Genomic DNA, 12,321 nt, shown 5'->3' with positions numbered 1-12,321 from the left:
GGTCATGCCACGTCACTGGAATAGCCGCAATGCCACGTCCTGATCCCACCTGACGATCATGATCCAGCGCCCCGTGATTATCCCATGGGAATATAGGCATGCAAAAGCGCCGCCCCGGCCGATGCCGGGACGGCGCTTTTCTATCGGATCAAGTCGAGATCAGAACTTCTGACGAAGGCCGACCATGATCGAGGTCGAGGAGCTCTTCAGCTTGTAGGTCGGGGTCGTGCGGTTGCGATCCTGATCGATCGTCACGCCCTTCATCTGCATGCCCGAGGTCTGCGAATACCGGCCGAGCAGCTCGATCGAGGTCTTGGGCGCCACGTCGTAGCTCGCGCCCGCATCCAGGTGCCAGCGGAAGCCCCAGTCCTTGCCATCCAGCGACGCAGCGGGCTTCAGCGTACCCGGGTTTGCGGTCCGCGCGTAGCGATCCGCCGAGTAATTGACGTGCGAGGCACCGATGCCACCACCGACGAAGGGCTTGAACGGACCGTCCTGGATCAGGTCGACATAAGCCGACACGCCCAGATCGAACGACTTGAGCCGGCCCGAGCCGATATAGTTCTTGTCGCTCAATGCCTTGCCATTGATGTTGGCGGTGTCGTAGCCGGCGGTGCCTTCCACGCGGAAACCACCGAAGTCATAGCCCATGCCCAACTCACCGGTGAAGCCGGACTTGTTGTCGATGTTCTTGGGCAGCGTGGGGGCCGTCTTCGACACCGTCTGACCCTTCTTCAGCACCTGGTGGGGCTTCACGTCGGAATCGACCTGCGCGCCGGCACGGGCAACGACATAGGCGCCGGGTTCGGCCTTCTGCGCGGACGCGGGCGTCGTCCCGGCAATGGCGGCGATCATGCCAGCGATCATCGCAGCCGAGTACCGGCACGCACCGCGATGCGCGGGCGCGAACGAGCTAACCAGGGTCATGGAGTCTAGTCCTTCGAAAATAGATCTTGGTTCGAGCGAGCCGCACCAGTCTGCGTCCCCCTACATCAGCAAGACGGCACCATTTTCGATATGCCTTGGGGTCGAGGGAACTTTTTTTGAAATTCTGATAAGGTACTTTGATTTAGGGATTTTATTGCCGCCATCCCGGCGTTGGCGCGTGAATGACTTGCTTGCCAATGGGCCGCGCACCAGTGCGCGCGGCCCACATTCATCCGCGATCAGCGGGGGCGGCCGGTCGACTGCTCACGATAGAGGCGCCATTCCTCGACGACGCGTCCACCCGGCAGATGGCAGAACCCCGTCGTCCCGCCGGGCCCCTCGCGCATTTCGAGACGTCCCTTCTGCTTCAGGCAGTAACCGGACGCCGGATTGGCGAGGCCGATCATACCGGGCTTTGCCGGGCCAGGCCGCTTGCCATCGTCGCGGCGGTAGAGCGCCCAGGCATCGACCGTCTTGCCGTTGCGCAACCGGCAGAGCGCGACGTCACCCTGCGGGGTCCGGCGGTTCAGATTGGTGCCGCCGACCTTGCTGCAATGGACCGCAGCCGGGTTGGCCATGGACATGTCGTCGCGGCGCTTCGGCACCGGCGGACGCTTCTGGCTCTCGCGGAACAGTTTCCACTCCTCCACGACCTTGCCGTTTGGCAGCCGGCAATAGCCGACATCACCCGATGGCGTCCGGCGCGAGAAGGAGGTGCCGCCGATCGAGACGCAATATTCCGACGCGGGATTGGCGATCTCGCTCCCCTTCGACTGGGCATGGGCGGGGAGTGCGAATATCCCAGCGCCTGCCGATAGCAGGCTAGCCATCACAAATGCTTGAAATTTCATGATCTATTACTCCGAGCAGAGCTGGAATGTTTACCGCTTCGGGTTTTGGGGCCCGTGAACGCAATATTCCTCACTCTATATTGCCGGTAACTGAATGTCCCGATCGCCGGACTTCGACGATCGTCACTCGATGCCAGCCATGGGGAGGACGGAGCGGAGCGATGGATACCGTGACGATGCCGGTCAGAAAGCGGTGTCGAACCCGATGCGGACGGTGCGCGGGCGCAGCGGGGTGACCTGTGCCCTGCCCGTGAGAAAGGGCGTTCCCAGCGCGAAGCGGTTGCCCCGCGCATCGGTCAGGTTCGTGACGCCGATAGTGACGCCGAAGCGATCCCACCCCACGCGGGCGGTGATGCCGCTGTCGACGAGGTTGCCCTGTTCTTCCCCCAGTTCGGGGCCAAGGCCGAGCCGCGACACGCCCACATAGCGTGCCCAGCCATCCACCTTCAGCCGCGCATGATCGGACAGCGCGGCGTCATAGGTCATTCCCACGCGCGCCGTGACATTCGCGATGTTGGGGATCGGCCCCAGTCGAGCCGCCGCGCCGACGGGGCCGCCCGACGATCCGGCGACCGGCAGATCCTTCGGTGCGCGCTCGTTGATGCTGCTGTCGTTGAGGGAGATCGCGGCGTCGATCCGCAATCCCCTGGCCAATCGGGCCGAGGCGGTCGTCTCGACCGTCCAGATGTCGCCATTGCCGACATTGGCGGTCGATGGAAAGCCGCCGCCATCCAGGAAATCGGCTTGGATATTGCGCCAGCCGGTATGGGCGACGGTAAAGGAAAAGGCGAACGGGTCCCGCGCCGCACGGCCAAAGCGATAACCCGCTTCGATCGTTCCAACATGGTCGTTGTTGAACCGCTGAACGTCACCGTCGTAGATCGTCAGGCCGCCGGGGCGGAAGCCTTGCTGGTAGCGCAGGTACATCGCGGCATTCGGCCCGGCATCGACAAGGGCGGATGCGGACGGCAGTACGGAAACTTCCCGGCGCGAGGCCAGCGTCGCGAGCGCCTCCGGCGTATTTTGCAACACGCCGTCCTCCGCCGCCCCCGTCAGCACCGAATGGCTGACACGCAGGCCCCCGGTCAGCAGAAGGTTTCGGGCCGCCCGGATGCTCGCTTCGCCATAAGCCGTGATCTCCCGCACCGCGTTCGATACGCCGGGGAGTTGCTGGCGTTCGCCGGGCGACATGAAGGCCCGCGACAACCGCGTGCGATTGTCGGTGAAGCTCATCCCCAGCAGCCATCCCGATCCATCGGCGTTGGTGACCCAGCCGCGCGTTTCGTTGGCGACCATCCGCGTGCGGTTCGCCTGCGTGAAGAGCGTCGGATCGTCACCGACCAACGTCGCGTCATAGCGTTCGGTGAGGTCATGCGCGGTGACACCGGTCGACGAACGGAGCCGGACATCGCCGACCTTGCCGCTCAGTACGAACTGCCCCTGCCCGAAATCGGCGCCGAAGCCCTCGACGACCCGGGCATTGCGTGTGAGGGGGCGGGCGCCCCGATCCGCATATTGGCTGTCGTCACCGCGAATGCGCTGGCCGATCCCGATCAGCTCGGCACTCCAGTCGTCGGCGATCTTCAGATGCACGGTGCCGCGGCCGCCATCGATACGCGTGGTATTGACGTCGTGGCGTCCAAGCAGCGGCTTGTCGATGTAACCACCCTCCTCGACCGACGTGGCGACCAGCCTGACGCCGAGCCGATCCGTCACGATGGGCACGTTCAGGACCCCCTGCGCATCATATCCCGGCGCACCATGTTGGGTGGCGGACGCGCCGATGGCGACCGATCCGCTGGTGCGGCCGAGCTCGACCGGATTGGGGACCAGCCGGATCAGGCCGCCAAGCGAGCCGGCACCGTATAACGTGCCCTGCGGTCCCGCCAGCACCTCCACCGCCGCCAGATCGGCCAAGCGCAGATCGGGGTCGGGCGCGTTATAGCTGAGGCGCAGGTCGCCGAAATACTGGCCGACCGTCGCCTGGGTCGGGCCGGTGAAGCTGGAGTCCGCGATACCACGTATGAACAGCTTGTTGCGCCCGGCGCCGAGATAGGTGGACGCGACGGTGGACAATCGCGACGTCAGTCGTTCGGTCCCCCCGGCACCGCCGAATTCCAGATCCTGTCCGGAAACCCGCATGACCTGACCCGCGACGCGACCGAGCGGCAGATCGCGTTTGCTGCCCACCACGACGATATCGGGTGCCGGAGGCTCGGGCGGCGGGACGGCGGGCACGGGTGGCCGGGGCCTGGCCGGGTGGGCGCGAGGCAGTGGCGTCCGCTTCGGCACGAGGCGGAACAGCGCCGCATCGATCGGCTCGACCTCGCCCCCGCATCGTGCGGCGATCAGACGGATCGCGGCGAGCGCGCTCATCCGGCCCCGCAAGGCCGGCACGGGCTTCGACCACAAGCCCGGATCGGTGACGACGACGCTGATCTGGGCAAGCCGGCCGAGCGCCAGCACCTGCGCGCTGACGGTCCCCGCAGGCAGATCGATCGCCAGCGTCCCTGCGATGGCGGGGGACGGCGCGATGGCGGCAAGCATCAGCCCGATGGCGGCCGACCGGGCACCCGGCTTCACCGATCGTCGCCCAGCACCCACATCTCCCCGTCCCGCCGGACACCGACCGCCAGCAGTCGACCCAGCAATGCCGGGTCGTCATTCAACGAGCGGATATCGACCGTCCCGCTGAACGGCCGATCCGCGATCGCCGCGTCGACCCGGATATCGTGGCCGAGCTGACGGCTCAGGTCGCGCGCGACGTCGGACAGCGGGGCGTGATCGAAGGTCACGCGACCTTCGCGCCAGCCGCCGACATCCTCCGCGCGCTCCCGGCGCAACTCGCCATTGGTCGCGACGACCGCCTGGCCCGGATCGAGGCGCAGGCGCGCGCCTTGCGGATCGACCATCACCGCACCTTCCGCCACGGCGACACGCGTCCGCCGGGGATCGTGCGTCACGTCGAAGACGGTCCCCAGATCGACCATCTTCGTGTCGCCGGCGGTCACCTGAAACGGATAGGCCGCGTCATGCCGGATCCGGAACAGCATTTCGCCGCGATCCACGACCGCCACGCGCGCGTCCGTGCGATCCAGCGTCACGCGCGAACCGCCGCTCAGGATGATCTGGCTGCCATCGGCCAGGGCCACCGACCGCTGCTCGCCGGGCGACGTTTCCACCGCATAGGGTTGCGATCGGTCGTTCCAGGCCGACACGCCGACGACCACCGCCAGCATGGCGGCGACGGCCCCGCCGCCCCAGCGCCAATACCCGCGTCGCATCGGCCCGATGTCGTTCGCGACCATCGGCGCGGCCTGAACCGGCGTGGCCGCGACACGGTCGCTCGCCTGCGCGATGGCCGCCGTCGCTTCGTCATAGCGATCATGGTTCAGCGGATCGGCCTCGAGCCATTCGGTCAGGCCATCCCACTCCTCGAACGACGGGTCGGCCGTGCGGATGGCCCATTCCAGTGCGGTGTCGTCGACCTTCCTGCCGGTCATCATGCCTTGTCCTCGGTCGCGACGGCGTTCGTGATGCTCATCGCAGGTCTTCCTTCAATTCGATCAATGCGCGGGTGGCGATCCGCAGGTCCGCTTCCACCGTACTCAGGCTGATGCCCAATTCCTCGGCGATCTGTCGCTGCGACACGCCGTCGATCCGGGCGCGCCGAAAGACCGTTTCCCGGCGGGCCCCCAGGGACGTCAGCACTTCCGCCACCTTCGCGATCTCCTGCTGCGCACCGATCACCCGTTCGCCCGCCGGCTCGTCCGAGGCTTCGCCATCGCCTGTCAGATCGAACCAGTCCTGCTCCCTGCGCTCCGATTGTCGGCGCGCCCGATACCGATCGATCATCAGTGAGTTGGCGGCCCGAAACAGATAGGACAGCGGATTGGCGATCGGGCCGGTCGAAAGCGTCGAGATCTTCAGCCAAAGGTCATTCGCCAGATCCTCGGCCGCATCGCCAGCCCCGCGCGCGACCAGGAAACGGACCATCTTGTCCCGATTGGCCAGATAAACTGCTTCTAGTCCGTTTGACGACATGGGCACCGAATTGACGTGAGGGGATCGTTCGGTGCCTCTTACTGGCTGATCGTGAAGAAATGAACGTAAGCCCGCCACGTGCCGATAGGGCGCGCTCCCCGACGATGTCATGCGATCCACCGGGACCATCGCGCGGGGAATCGATGTCGGCCAGGGCTTCGCGCCATAGGCTTCAGCGGCCACGATACAGCGCCCATTCCTCGACGACGGCGCCGTTCGGCAGATGGCAATAGCCCGTCTGTCCGCCCGGCTCGGCCACCACGTCCAGCCTGCCGCCCAATTGCTCGCAATAGGCACTGGCGGGGTTGGGCATGACGGCCCGTCGCCGTTGTCCGAAAATAAGCAGCCGCTCGTCGACGGCACGCCCATCGCGAAGGCGGCAATAGGCGGCGCCGTTAACGACGATGCCGACCCCGCCAAGACGGAGGCACACCTCCGATGCGCCATGTCCGGCGATCGTCTGCGAAGAGGCCGACGCGCTCATCAGGATCAGCGACGGCACCGCCGCGCAGACCAGTAACATTATCCCAGCATAGGCCAGTCGATGCATGACGAAGCCGCCCCCACCCGTGTGACACTGTCCGGCTCGCAATGTGATCGCGGGCCCTCATCTGGAGGACGGAGCGAAATGGGATTTCCCTCGACCTCGCGTCGGTCGATTGCGTTTTTTGTGTCTCGTCACGCCGGATCGGCACGGCGTTTCCGGGGCAAGGTGCATGAATGAGTTTGAGAAGGGTAGCTCGTTCCTGATGCGCGATCGAGACCGTCCGAAAATGCGGATCAGGATTTCGGAGCGCGTCCTGGCGGCGTAATCTTCTCACATGGCGTCTGTCGAGGGACATGCTCGTGACCAAGCGCTGCTACTGCCGGCTTTGATCGAGGACTATGTGGCAGCGGACAATCCGGTCGGTTCATCGACGCCTTCGTCGACGACCTCGATCCGGGTAGCGCGGCTTTCCGGAGGACGCCGCCAAAGGCGACGGGGCGGCCCGCTTACGATCCGGCGGACCTGCTCAAGCTGTATCTGTACAGTGACCTCAGGCCAGCGCAGCGTTGCTCGGCCAGTTGGAGGAAGGCGGCGAAGGACAGGTCTTGCTCACCGATCCCGACGGGCGCTTGAGGCAACCGCGCCGTGCCTGATAAACCCGATCTAATGAAACTATGGCGGCTCACGCGACCACAATACGTCGCCCTTGATGGTGCGGGTGCGGCCAAATCAGGTGGGCGGTATTCATCGCCCGGCGTCCCATTGGTCAACTTCGCAAGTGAGCCGGGATTGGCGGTCTTGGTGGCATTGCGCTATGTCCAAGCCACCCCGACATTCCCCGACGACGATTTCGTTTTGGGTTGGACGACCATCGATTGTGATGTCGAGCGGGTTCCCAACACATTGAGCAGCGAGGCAAAGGTTGCTTTCGTCGACGCCTGGGCAGCGCAGCGGCGGTCGCTCGCCATTGCCGTCCAGTCCGCCGTCCTACCCGAAGCCGACATAATCGTGATGAACCCCTTGCACGCTGAAGCGGCGAACGTGGCGCCACTATCCACCCGACCTTTCAGCTTCTCAGAGTGTTTGCATCGACCGCCGATGTTGGAGCGATACACCGCAGGCTGACGCCGCGTTTCCCAAAATACGATCCAGACCGTGCGAAAACTCGCGTCCTGCGATTCCGCCCGGTCGCAGATCTGCGTATGCTGCGGGCATGGCGTACATTGAGGGTCACGCGCGCGACCAGGCGCTGCTGCTACCGGCATCGGTTGAGGATTATGTTTCGGCGGACAATCCGGTGCGGTTCATCGACGTCTTTGTGGACGACCTCGATCTGGGCGGTGCCGGGTTCCAGCGGTCGCGGCCCAAGACGACGGGACGTCCCGGCTATGATCCGGCCGACATGCTCAAGCTGTACCTTTACGGCTACCTGAACAGGGTACGGTCGAGCCGGCGCCTCGAGGCGGAAGCGACGCGCAACCTCGAGCTGATCTGGTTGCTGCGCGGGCTGCGGCCGGACTTCAAGACCATCGCCGACTTCCGCCGCGACAACCGCTCTGCGTTCAAGGCGGTGTTCCGCGCGCTCGTGGTGCTGTGCCGCAAGCTCGACCTGTTCGGACGCGAGCTGCTGGCGGTGGACGGCACGCGGCTGAAGGCGGTGAACAGCCGGACCCGCAACTTCACGAGAGCCAAACTCGACAAGTACATCAAATCCGCCGACGAGCGGTTGGAGAAGTATCTCGCGCAGCTCGATGATGCCGACCGTGGCGAGGAAGCCTGCACGACCAGACGGAGCGAGGCACTAGCGGCGAAGATCGCCAGGGTACGCGAACAGCGCCAGGTCAGCGAGGCGATGCTGGAGCAGTTGAAGGCCAGCGGCGAGAACCAGATATCGCTCACCGATCCCGATGCGCGTGCGATGGCGGCACATCCCAAGGTCGGCGTCGGCTACAATGCGCAGGTCGCGGTGGATGCCAAGCACAAGCTGATCGCCGAACAGCACGTCACCAACGCCGGCAGCGATCTGGGTTTTCTGGCTGAAACAGCCGTCGCGGCGAAGGACGTCCTCGCTGTCGAGCAGATCGATGTGGTCGCCGACATGGGGTACTACATGGGCGAGGACATCGCTGCGTGCGAGCGGGCCGGCATCACGGCCTATGTCGCCCGCCCCCAGCGCGGCACGGCGGTCGGCGATGGCCGCTTTCCCAAGGAGCGGTTCCGCTACGATGAAGCCGCGGACTGCTACCACTGCCCCGGCAACCAGCGTCTCGACACACGCTACCGCTGGTTTCAGGGTGGCCACACCATCGTGCAATATTCAAACCCGCGGGCCTGTGACGGTTGCGAACTCAAGCAGCAGTGTGCCCGCGGAAACTTCCGCCGCATCACGCGGTGGGAGGGCGAGGCGGTGCTCGACCGCATGGCGATACGCCTCGCCGCGCGGCCCGAGATCCTGAACATCCGGCGCGAAACGGTCGAACATCCCTTCGGCTCGATCAAACAGTGGATGAACCAGGGCGCATTCCTGATGCGTGGGCTCGACAAGGTCCGCGCCGAGTTCAGCCTGACGGCGCTCGCCTATAATCTCAGGCGGGCGATCAACCTCGTCGGCGTACAAGGGCTGATCCGGGCGGTACAAGCCTGAGCCACGCTGCTATATGGGCCAGCGCAGCGCCTGATATCCTCCCCACGAAGCCGTTCTGACGCCGGTGCAGCGACAAACCCGAACATATCAGGGGGCTCTGCCCCTCTAACCAAAAGGGGCCCGACCGGCCTCATGGCCGCAACTTTTCACACGGCCTGGATCCCATAAGGGATAGAATCGCAAAACCTTGGAGTGTCATTCCGCCCCCCCCCCCCAACCGTACCAGCCACCAGCATCGCATTCTTCAACAGCCTCATCTGTTTTTCGGCCGAAGGGCTCCCATCGGCAATTGCAGAGGAAGGGTCAGCAACGTGTCGTTATCGCCCGGCTGATCGACCACTAGGGGGCCAGCCAGCGTATAGCCCTGTTCGCTTAGATAGCGTTCGAGCGCACCGCTGAACGGCGATTGCCCGCGGCTCTGATCACCCAACGCCAAGATAAGCTTGCAGGATCGATCGGCTTCAATGGGTTTGGGGAAGCCAAGAATTTGTCCACGCGACCATTGTTTTCGACAATGTCGCTCACGCCTATTGGGGGAGTATTGGGATGCGTCGGGATCGAGCCAAAACCGAATGACCCGAATCTGCTGCTTAAGCGCCCGCTTGGCACCAACATACCGGCCCTCGTTCCAAGGCCGAAGTTCGTGAAAGGCGGGGCCCATGGCCGAGTGACCCATCGCTTAGCGCCATCACGCCGGGCCGGTGCGATCAATGTAATCCACCGCAGTAGATCCACGGTTTGGAAACGTGGTGGATGCCTTGTCTTCCAGATACATCAAGGATCGTCCGATACTGAGGGCCGCAAGGGCGCTGCCCAGCGTCACTTTCTGGATCTTGGCGGCCAGGAGGTGCCATTCGATCAGCCAGGTTTCTGCGGAGCCGTCGCGATGCTTGACAGATCGGTGGCCGCGTCGATCGGCACACCCGCCTCCTTCCGCTCCGAATACCGGTCGACCAGTTGGGCGGCGTGCGGTCGCAGCAGGATCGTGAAGCGGACCAGTTCCTCCATCACGTCGACGATGCGATCATAGTAGCTGGACGGCCTCATGCGCCCCGCGTCGTCGAACTCCTCGAAGGCCTTGGCGACGCTGGACTGGTTCGGGATCGTGACCATGCGCATCCATCGGCCAAGGACGCGTAGGGTGTTCACGCTGTTGAACGACTGCGATCCGGCCGACACCTGCATGACGGCCAGGGTGCGGCCCTGAGTCGGCCGCATCCCGCCCATCGACAGCGGCAGGTGGTCGATCTGCAGCTTCATGATGCCGGTAATCTGACCGTGCCGCTCTGGGCTGCACCACACCTGCCCTTCCGACCACATCGACAGTTCGCGCAGCTCGTGGACGGCGGGATGGTCGTCGCCGACCACCTGATCCGGCAACGGCAGCGACGACGGGTCGAAGATGCGCGTCTCGGCACCGAAGAACCGCAGCAGGCGCGCCGCCTCCTCGACGCAGAGCCGGGAGTAGGACCGCTCGCGCAGAGATCCATAGAGCAGCAGGATGCGCGGGGGCGGGTCGCCTGCCCCCAGCCCCGGTACGGGACGATCCAGTACGTAACGGCGATCGAGCGCGGGCAGATGGTCTGGGTCGCTAAGTATGCGGAGGGGCATCAAATGGGGTTTCCGGTGGTGTTCAGGGGATTTCTGCACCTCATCCGGCGTTGATCCGGATCGCCAGTGCGGCAAGCGTGACCAGTAGCACCGGGGCGGTCAGGGTAGCTCCGACCCTGAAATAGTAGCCCCAGCCGATCCGGATGCCCTTCTGTCCGAGGACGTGCAGCCACAGCAGCGTCGCAAGCGACCCGATCGGCGTGATCTTCGGGCCGAGGTCGCAGCCGATCACGTTGGCGTAGACCATCGCTTCGCGGACGGCGCCCGTGGCGTGGGTCGCGTCGATCGACAGGGCACCGACCAGGACCGTCGGCATGTTGTTCATCACCGACGACAACAGCGCGGCGATGATACCGGTGCCGAACGCCGCGCCCCAGACGCCGCCCTGGGCGGCGCGCTCGAGGAGACCGGCGAGATGGTCGGTCAGGGCGGCGTTCCGCAGGCCGTAGACGACCAGGTACATGCCAAGCGAGAAGATCACGACCTGCCACGGCGCGCCGCGCAGGACCTTCCGGGTCTCGATGACGCGGCCGCGCCCGGCGATGGCGAGCAGCAGGACCGCACCGGCAGTGGCGACGGCGCTGACCGGAACGCCGATGGGTTCGAGCAGGAAGAAGCCGGCCAGGAGGGCGGCGAGGACGACCCAGCCCGCCTTGAACGTGGCGGGATCCCGGATCGCGTCGGCCGGGGTGCGGAGCTGCGCGACATCGTAGCCGGTTGGCACCTCGCGGCGGAAGAACAGCAGCAGCACGACCAGCGTCGCGGCGATCGACGCGAGGTCCACCGGCACCATCACCGAGGCATAGTCGGCGAAGCCGATACGGAAGAAGTCGGCCGACACGATGTTGACCAGGTTGGAGACGATCAGCGGCAGGCTGGCCGTGTCGGCCACGAAGCCCGCCGCCATCACGAACGCCAGCATCGCCTTGTCGCGGTAGCCCAGCGCCCGCAGCATCGCGATGACGATTGGGGTCAGGATCAGCGCGGCGCCGTCGTTCGCGAACAGCGCCGACACGGCTGCGCCGAGGAGGATGATGAGGACGAACAGGCGTCGGCCGTGGCCGCTGCCCCATCGGGCGACGTGCAGCGCCGCCCATTCGAAGAAGCCGGCCTCGTCCAGCAGCAGGCTGACGATGATGATCGCGACGAACGTCGCGGTCGCGTTCCAGACGATGGCCCATACCACCGGCACGTCGGAGAGCGAGACCACCCCGACGAGCAGCGCCACGGCGGCACCGCCCAAGGCGCTCCATCCGATGCCGAGGCCTCGCGGCTGCCAGATGACCAGTGCGATCGTGACGACGAAGATGGATAAGGCAAGAAGCATCAGGCGACGCGGTGCCCGGAGGCGTCTACCACCGGTTCGCCATCCTCCTTGGTGAACGCGCCCCGCTGCGGCTCGGGCAGCAGGTCGAGGACGGCCTCGGACGGGCGGCAAAGCCTCACACCGAGCGGCGAGACGACCAGCGGCCGGTTGATCAGGACCGGGTGCGCCATCATGGCGTCGAGCAGCGCGTCGTCGGTCAGCGAGACGTCACCGAGGCCGAGCTCGGCATAGGGCGTGCCCTTCTCGCGCAGCAAATCCCGGGGCGTGATGCCGGCGCGGTCGATCAGTTCGACCAGCAGGGCGCGGGACGGCGGGGTCTTCAGATACTCCACGACGTGTGGCTCGATGCCGGCGTTTCGGATCATCGCCAGCGTATTGCGCGAGGTGCCGCAGGCGGGGTTGTGATAGATCACGACGTCGACGGCCATAG

The 12,321-nt window shown here is 65.3% G+C and carries 12 protein-coding genes; 2 read left to right on the top strand and 10 right to left on the bottom strand.

The features are described from left to right. Positions 1-159: 159 nt before the first annotated feature. From QE452_RS03705 to QE452_RS03680, 6 genes are all read right to left on the bottom strand, one after another. Entirely contained in the window at positions 160-927 is a 768-nt protein-coding gene (locus tag QE452_RS03705; RefSeq protein ID WP_309660482.1) for a hypothetical protein, read from the bottom strand. A 239-nt stretch (positions 928-1,166) separates the two neighbouring features. Beyond that, positions 1,167-1,757 carry a DUF333 domain-containing protein gene (locus tag QE452_RS03700; RefSeq protein ID WP_309660483.1) on the bottom strand — a complete coding sequence of 197 codons (591 nt, stop codon included), beginning with the start codon at positions 1,755-1,757 and terminating at the stop codon, positions 1,167-1,169. A gap of 204 nt (positions 1,758-1,961) precedes the next feature. After that, positions 1,962-4,361 (bottom strand): TonB-dependent receptor domain-containing protein, encoded by a 2,400-nt coding sequence (locus QE452_RS03695; RefSeq protein WP_309660484.1) that lies wholly within the window; start codon positions 4,359-4,361, stop codon positions 1,962-1,964. Beyond that, a complete protein-coding gene (locus tag QE452_RS03690; protein WP_309729623.1) occupies positions 4,358-5,284 on the bottom strand; it encodes a FecR domain-containing protein in 927 nt (308 codons plus the stop codon). Before QE452_RS03690 ends, QE452_RS03695 begins: the two co-directional genes overlap by 4 nt. Positions 5,285-5,318: 34 nt before the next feature. Beyond that, a complete protein-coding gene (locus tag QE452_RS03685) occupies positions 5,319-5,774 on the bottom strand; it encodes a sigma-70 family RNA polymerase sigma factor (protein WP_309660486.1) in 456 nt (151 codons plus the stop codon). Positions 5,775-5,994: 220 nt separating this feature from the next. Beyond that, on the bottom strand, positions 5,995-6,372 hold the full coding sequence (locus QE452_RS03680; RefSeq protein ID WP_309660487.1) for a DUF333 domain-containing protein: 378 nt from the start codon (positions 6,370-6,372) through the stop codon (positions 5,995-5,997). A 582-nt stretch (positions 6,373-6,954) separates the two neighbouring features. Here QE452_RS03680 and QE452_RS03670 point away from each other — a divergent pair. Together QE452_RS03670 and QE452_RS03665 are read left to right on the top strand one after the other, a co-directional pair. After that, positions 6,955-7,434, top strand: a complete 480-nt coding sequence (locus tag QE452_RS03670) for an RES family NAD+ phosphorylase (RefSeq protein WP_309729620.1) — start codon at positions 6,955-6,957, stop codon at positions 7,432-7,434. 88 nt (positions 7,435-7,522) lie between these two features. Continuing rightward, on the top strand, positions 7,523-8,953 hold the full coding sequence (locus QE452_RS03665; protein WP_309660548.1) for an IS1182 family transposase: 1,431 nt from the start codon (positions 7,523-7,525) through the stop codon (positions 8,951-8,953). 253 nt (positions 8,954-9,206) lie between these two features. On the opposite strand, the gene QE452_RS03660 is transcribed toward QE452_RS03665, so the two are convergent. From QE452_RS03660 to arsC, 4 genes are all read right to left on the bottom strand, one after another. Then, entirely contained in the window at positions 9,207-9,629 is a 423-nt protein-coding gene (locus QE452_RS03660) for a hypothetical protein (protein ID WP_309729617.1), read from the bottom strand. A gap of 182 nt (positions 9,630-9,811) precedes the next feature. After that, positions 9,812-10,564: an arsenical resistance protein ArsH gene (gene arsH, locus QE452_RS03655; protein WP_309660449.1), complete on the bottom strand. Its 753-nt coding sequence runs from the start codon at positions 10,562-10,564 to the stop codon at positions 9,812-9,814. Between the two features lie 40 nt (positions 10,565-10,604). Next, positions 10,605-11,891 carry an arsenic transporter gene (locus QE452_RS03650; protein WP_309660448.1) on the bottom strand — a complete coding sequence of 429 codons (1,287 nt, stop codon included), beginning with the start codon at positions 11,889-11,891 and terminating at the stop codon, positions 10,605-10,607. Continuing rightward, complete coding sequence (arsC, locus tag QE452_RS03645) at positions 11,891-12,319, bottom strand: arsenate reductase (glutaredoxin) (protein ID WP_309660447.1); 429 nt, start codon at positions 12,317-12,319, stop codon at positions 11,891-11,893. Before arsC ends, QE452_RS03650 begins: the two co-directional genes overlap by 1 nt. Between the last annotated feature and the right edge of the window lie 2 nt (positions 12,320-12,321).

Origin of the sequence: Sphingomonas sp. SORGH_AS_0438 (genome assembly GCF_031453475.1) — a bacterium.
Classification (GTDB): domain Bacteria; phylum Pseudomonadota; class Alphaproteobacteria; order Sphingomonadales; family Sphingomonadaceae; genus Sphingomonas.
Note: the sequence above shows the minus strand (reverse complement) of the source record. Positions and strands in the feature narration are given on the sequence as shown.

Bases quoted from the DNA above. Each gene is read 5' to 3' on its own strand.
- QE452_RS03705 (WP_309660482.1), bottom strand. From the start codon at position 927: ATGACCCTGGTTAGCTCGTTCGCGCCCGCGCATCGCGGTGCGTGCCGG.
- QE452_RS03700 (WP_309660483.1), bottom strand. From the start codon at position 1,757: ATGGCTAGCCTGCTATCGGCAGGCGCTGGGATATTCGCACTCCCCGCC.
- QE452_RS03690 (WP_309729623.1), bottom strand. From the start codon at position 5,284: ATGATGACCGGCAGGAAGGTCGACGACACCGCACTGGAATGGGCCATC.
- QE452_RS03685 (WP_309660486.1), bottom strand. From the start codon at position 5,774: ATGGTCCGTTTCCTGGTCGCGCGCGGGGCTGGCGATGCGGCCGAGGAT.
- QE452_RS03680 (WP_309660487.1), bottom strand. From the start codon at position 6,372: ATGCATCGACTGGCCTATGCTGGGATAATGTTACTGGTCTGCGCGGCG.
- QE452_RS03665 (WP_309660548.1), top strand. From the start codon at position 7,523: ATGGCGTACATTGAGGGTCACGCGCGCGACCAGGCGCTGCTGCTACCG.
- QE452_RS03660 (WP_309729617.1), bottom strand. From the start codon at position 9,629: ATGGGTCACTCGGCCATGGGCCCCGCCTTTCACGAACTTCGGCCTTGG.
- arsH (WP_309660449.1), bottom strand. From the start codon at position 10,564: ATGCCCCTCCGCATACTTAGCGACCCAGACCATCTGCCCGCGCTCGAT.
- QE452_RS03650 (WP_309660448.1), bottom strand. From the start codon at position 11,891: ATGCTTCTTGCCTTATCCATCTTCGTCGTCACGATCGCACTGGTCATC.
- arsC (WP_309660447.1), bottom strand. From the start codon at position 12,319: ATGGCCGTCGACGTCGTGATCTATCACAACCCCGCCTGCGGCACCTCG.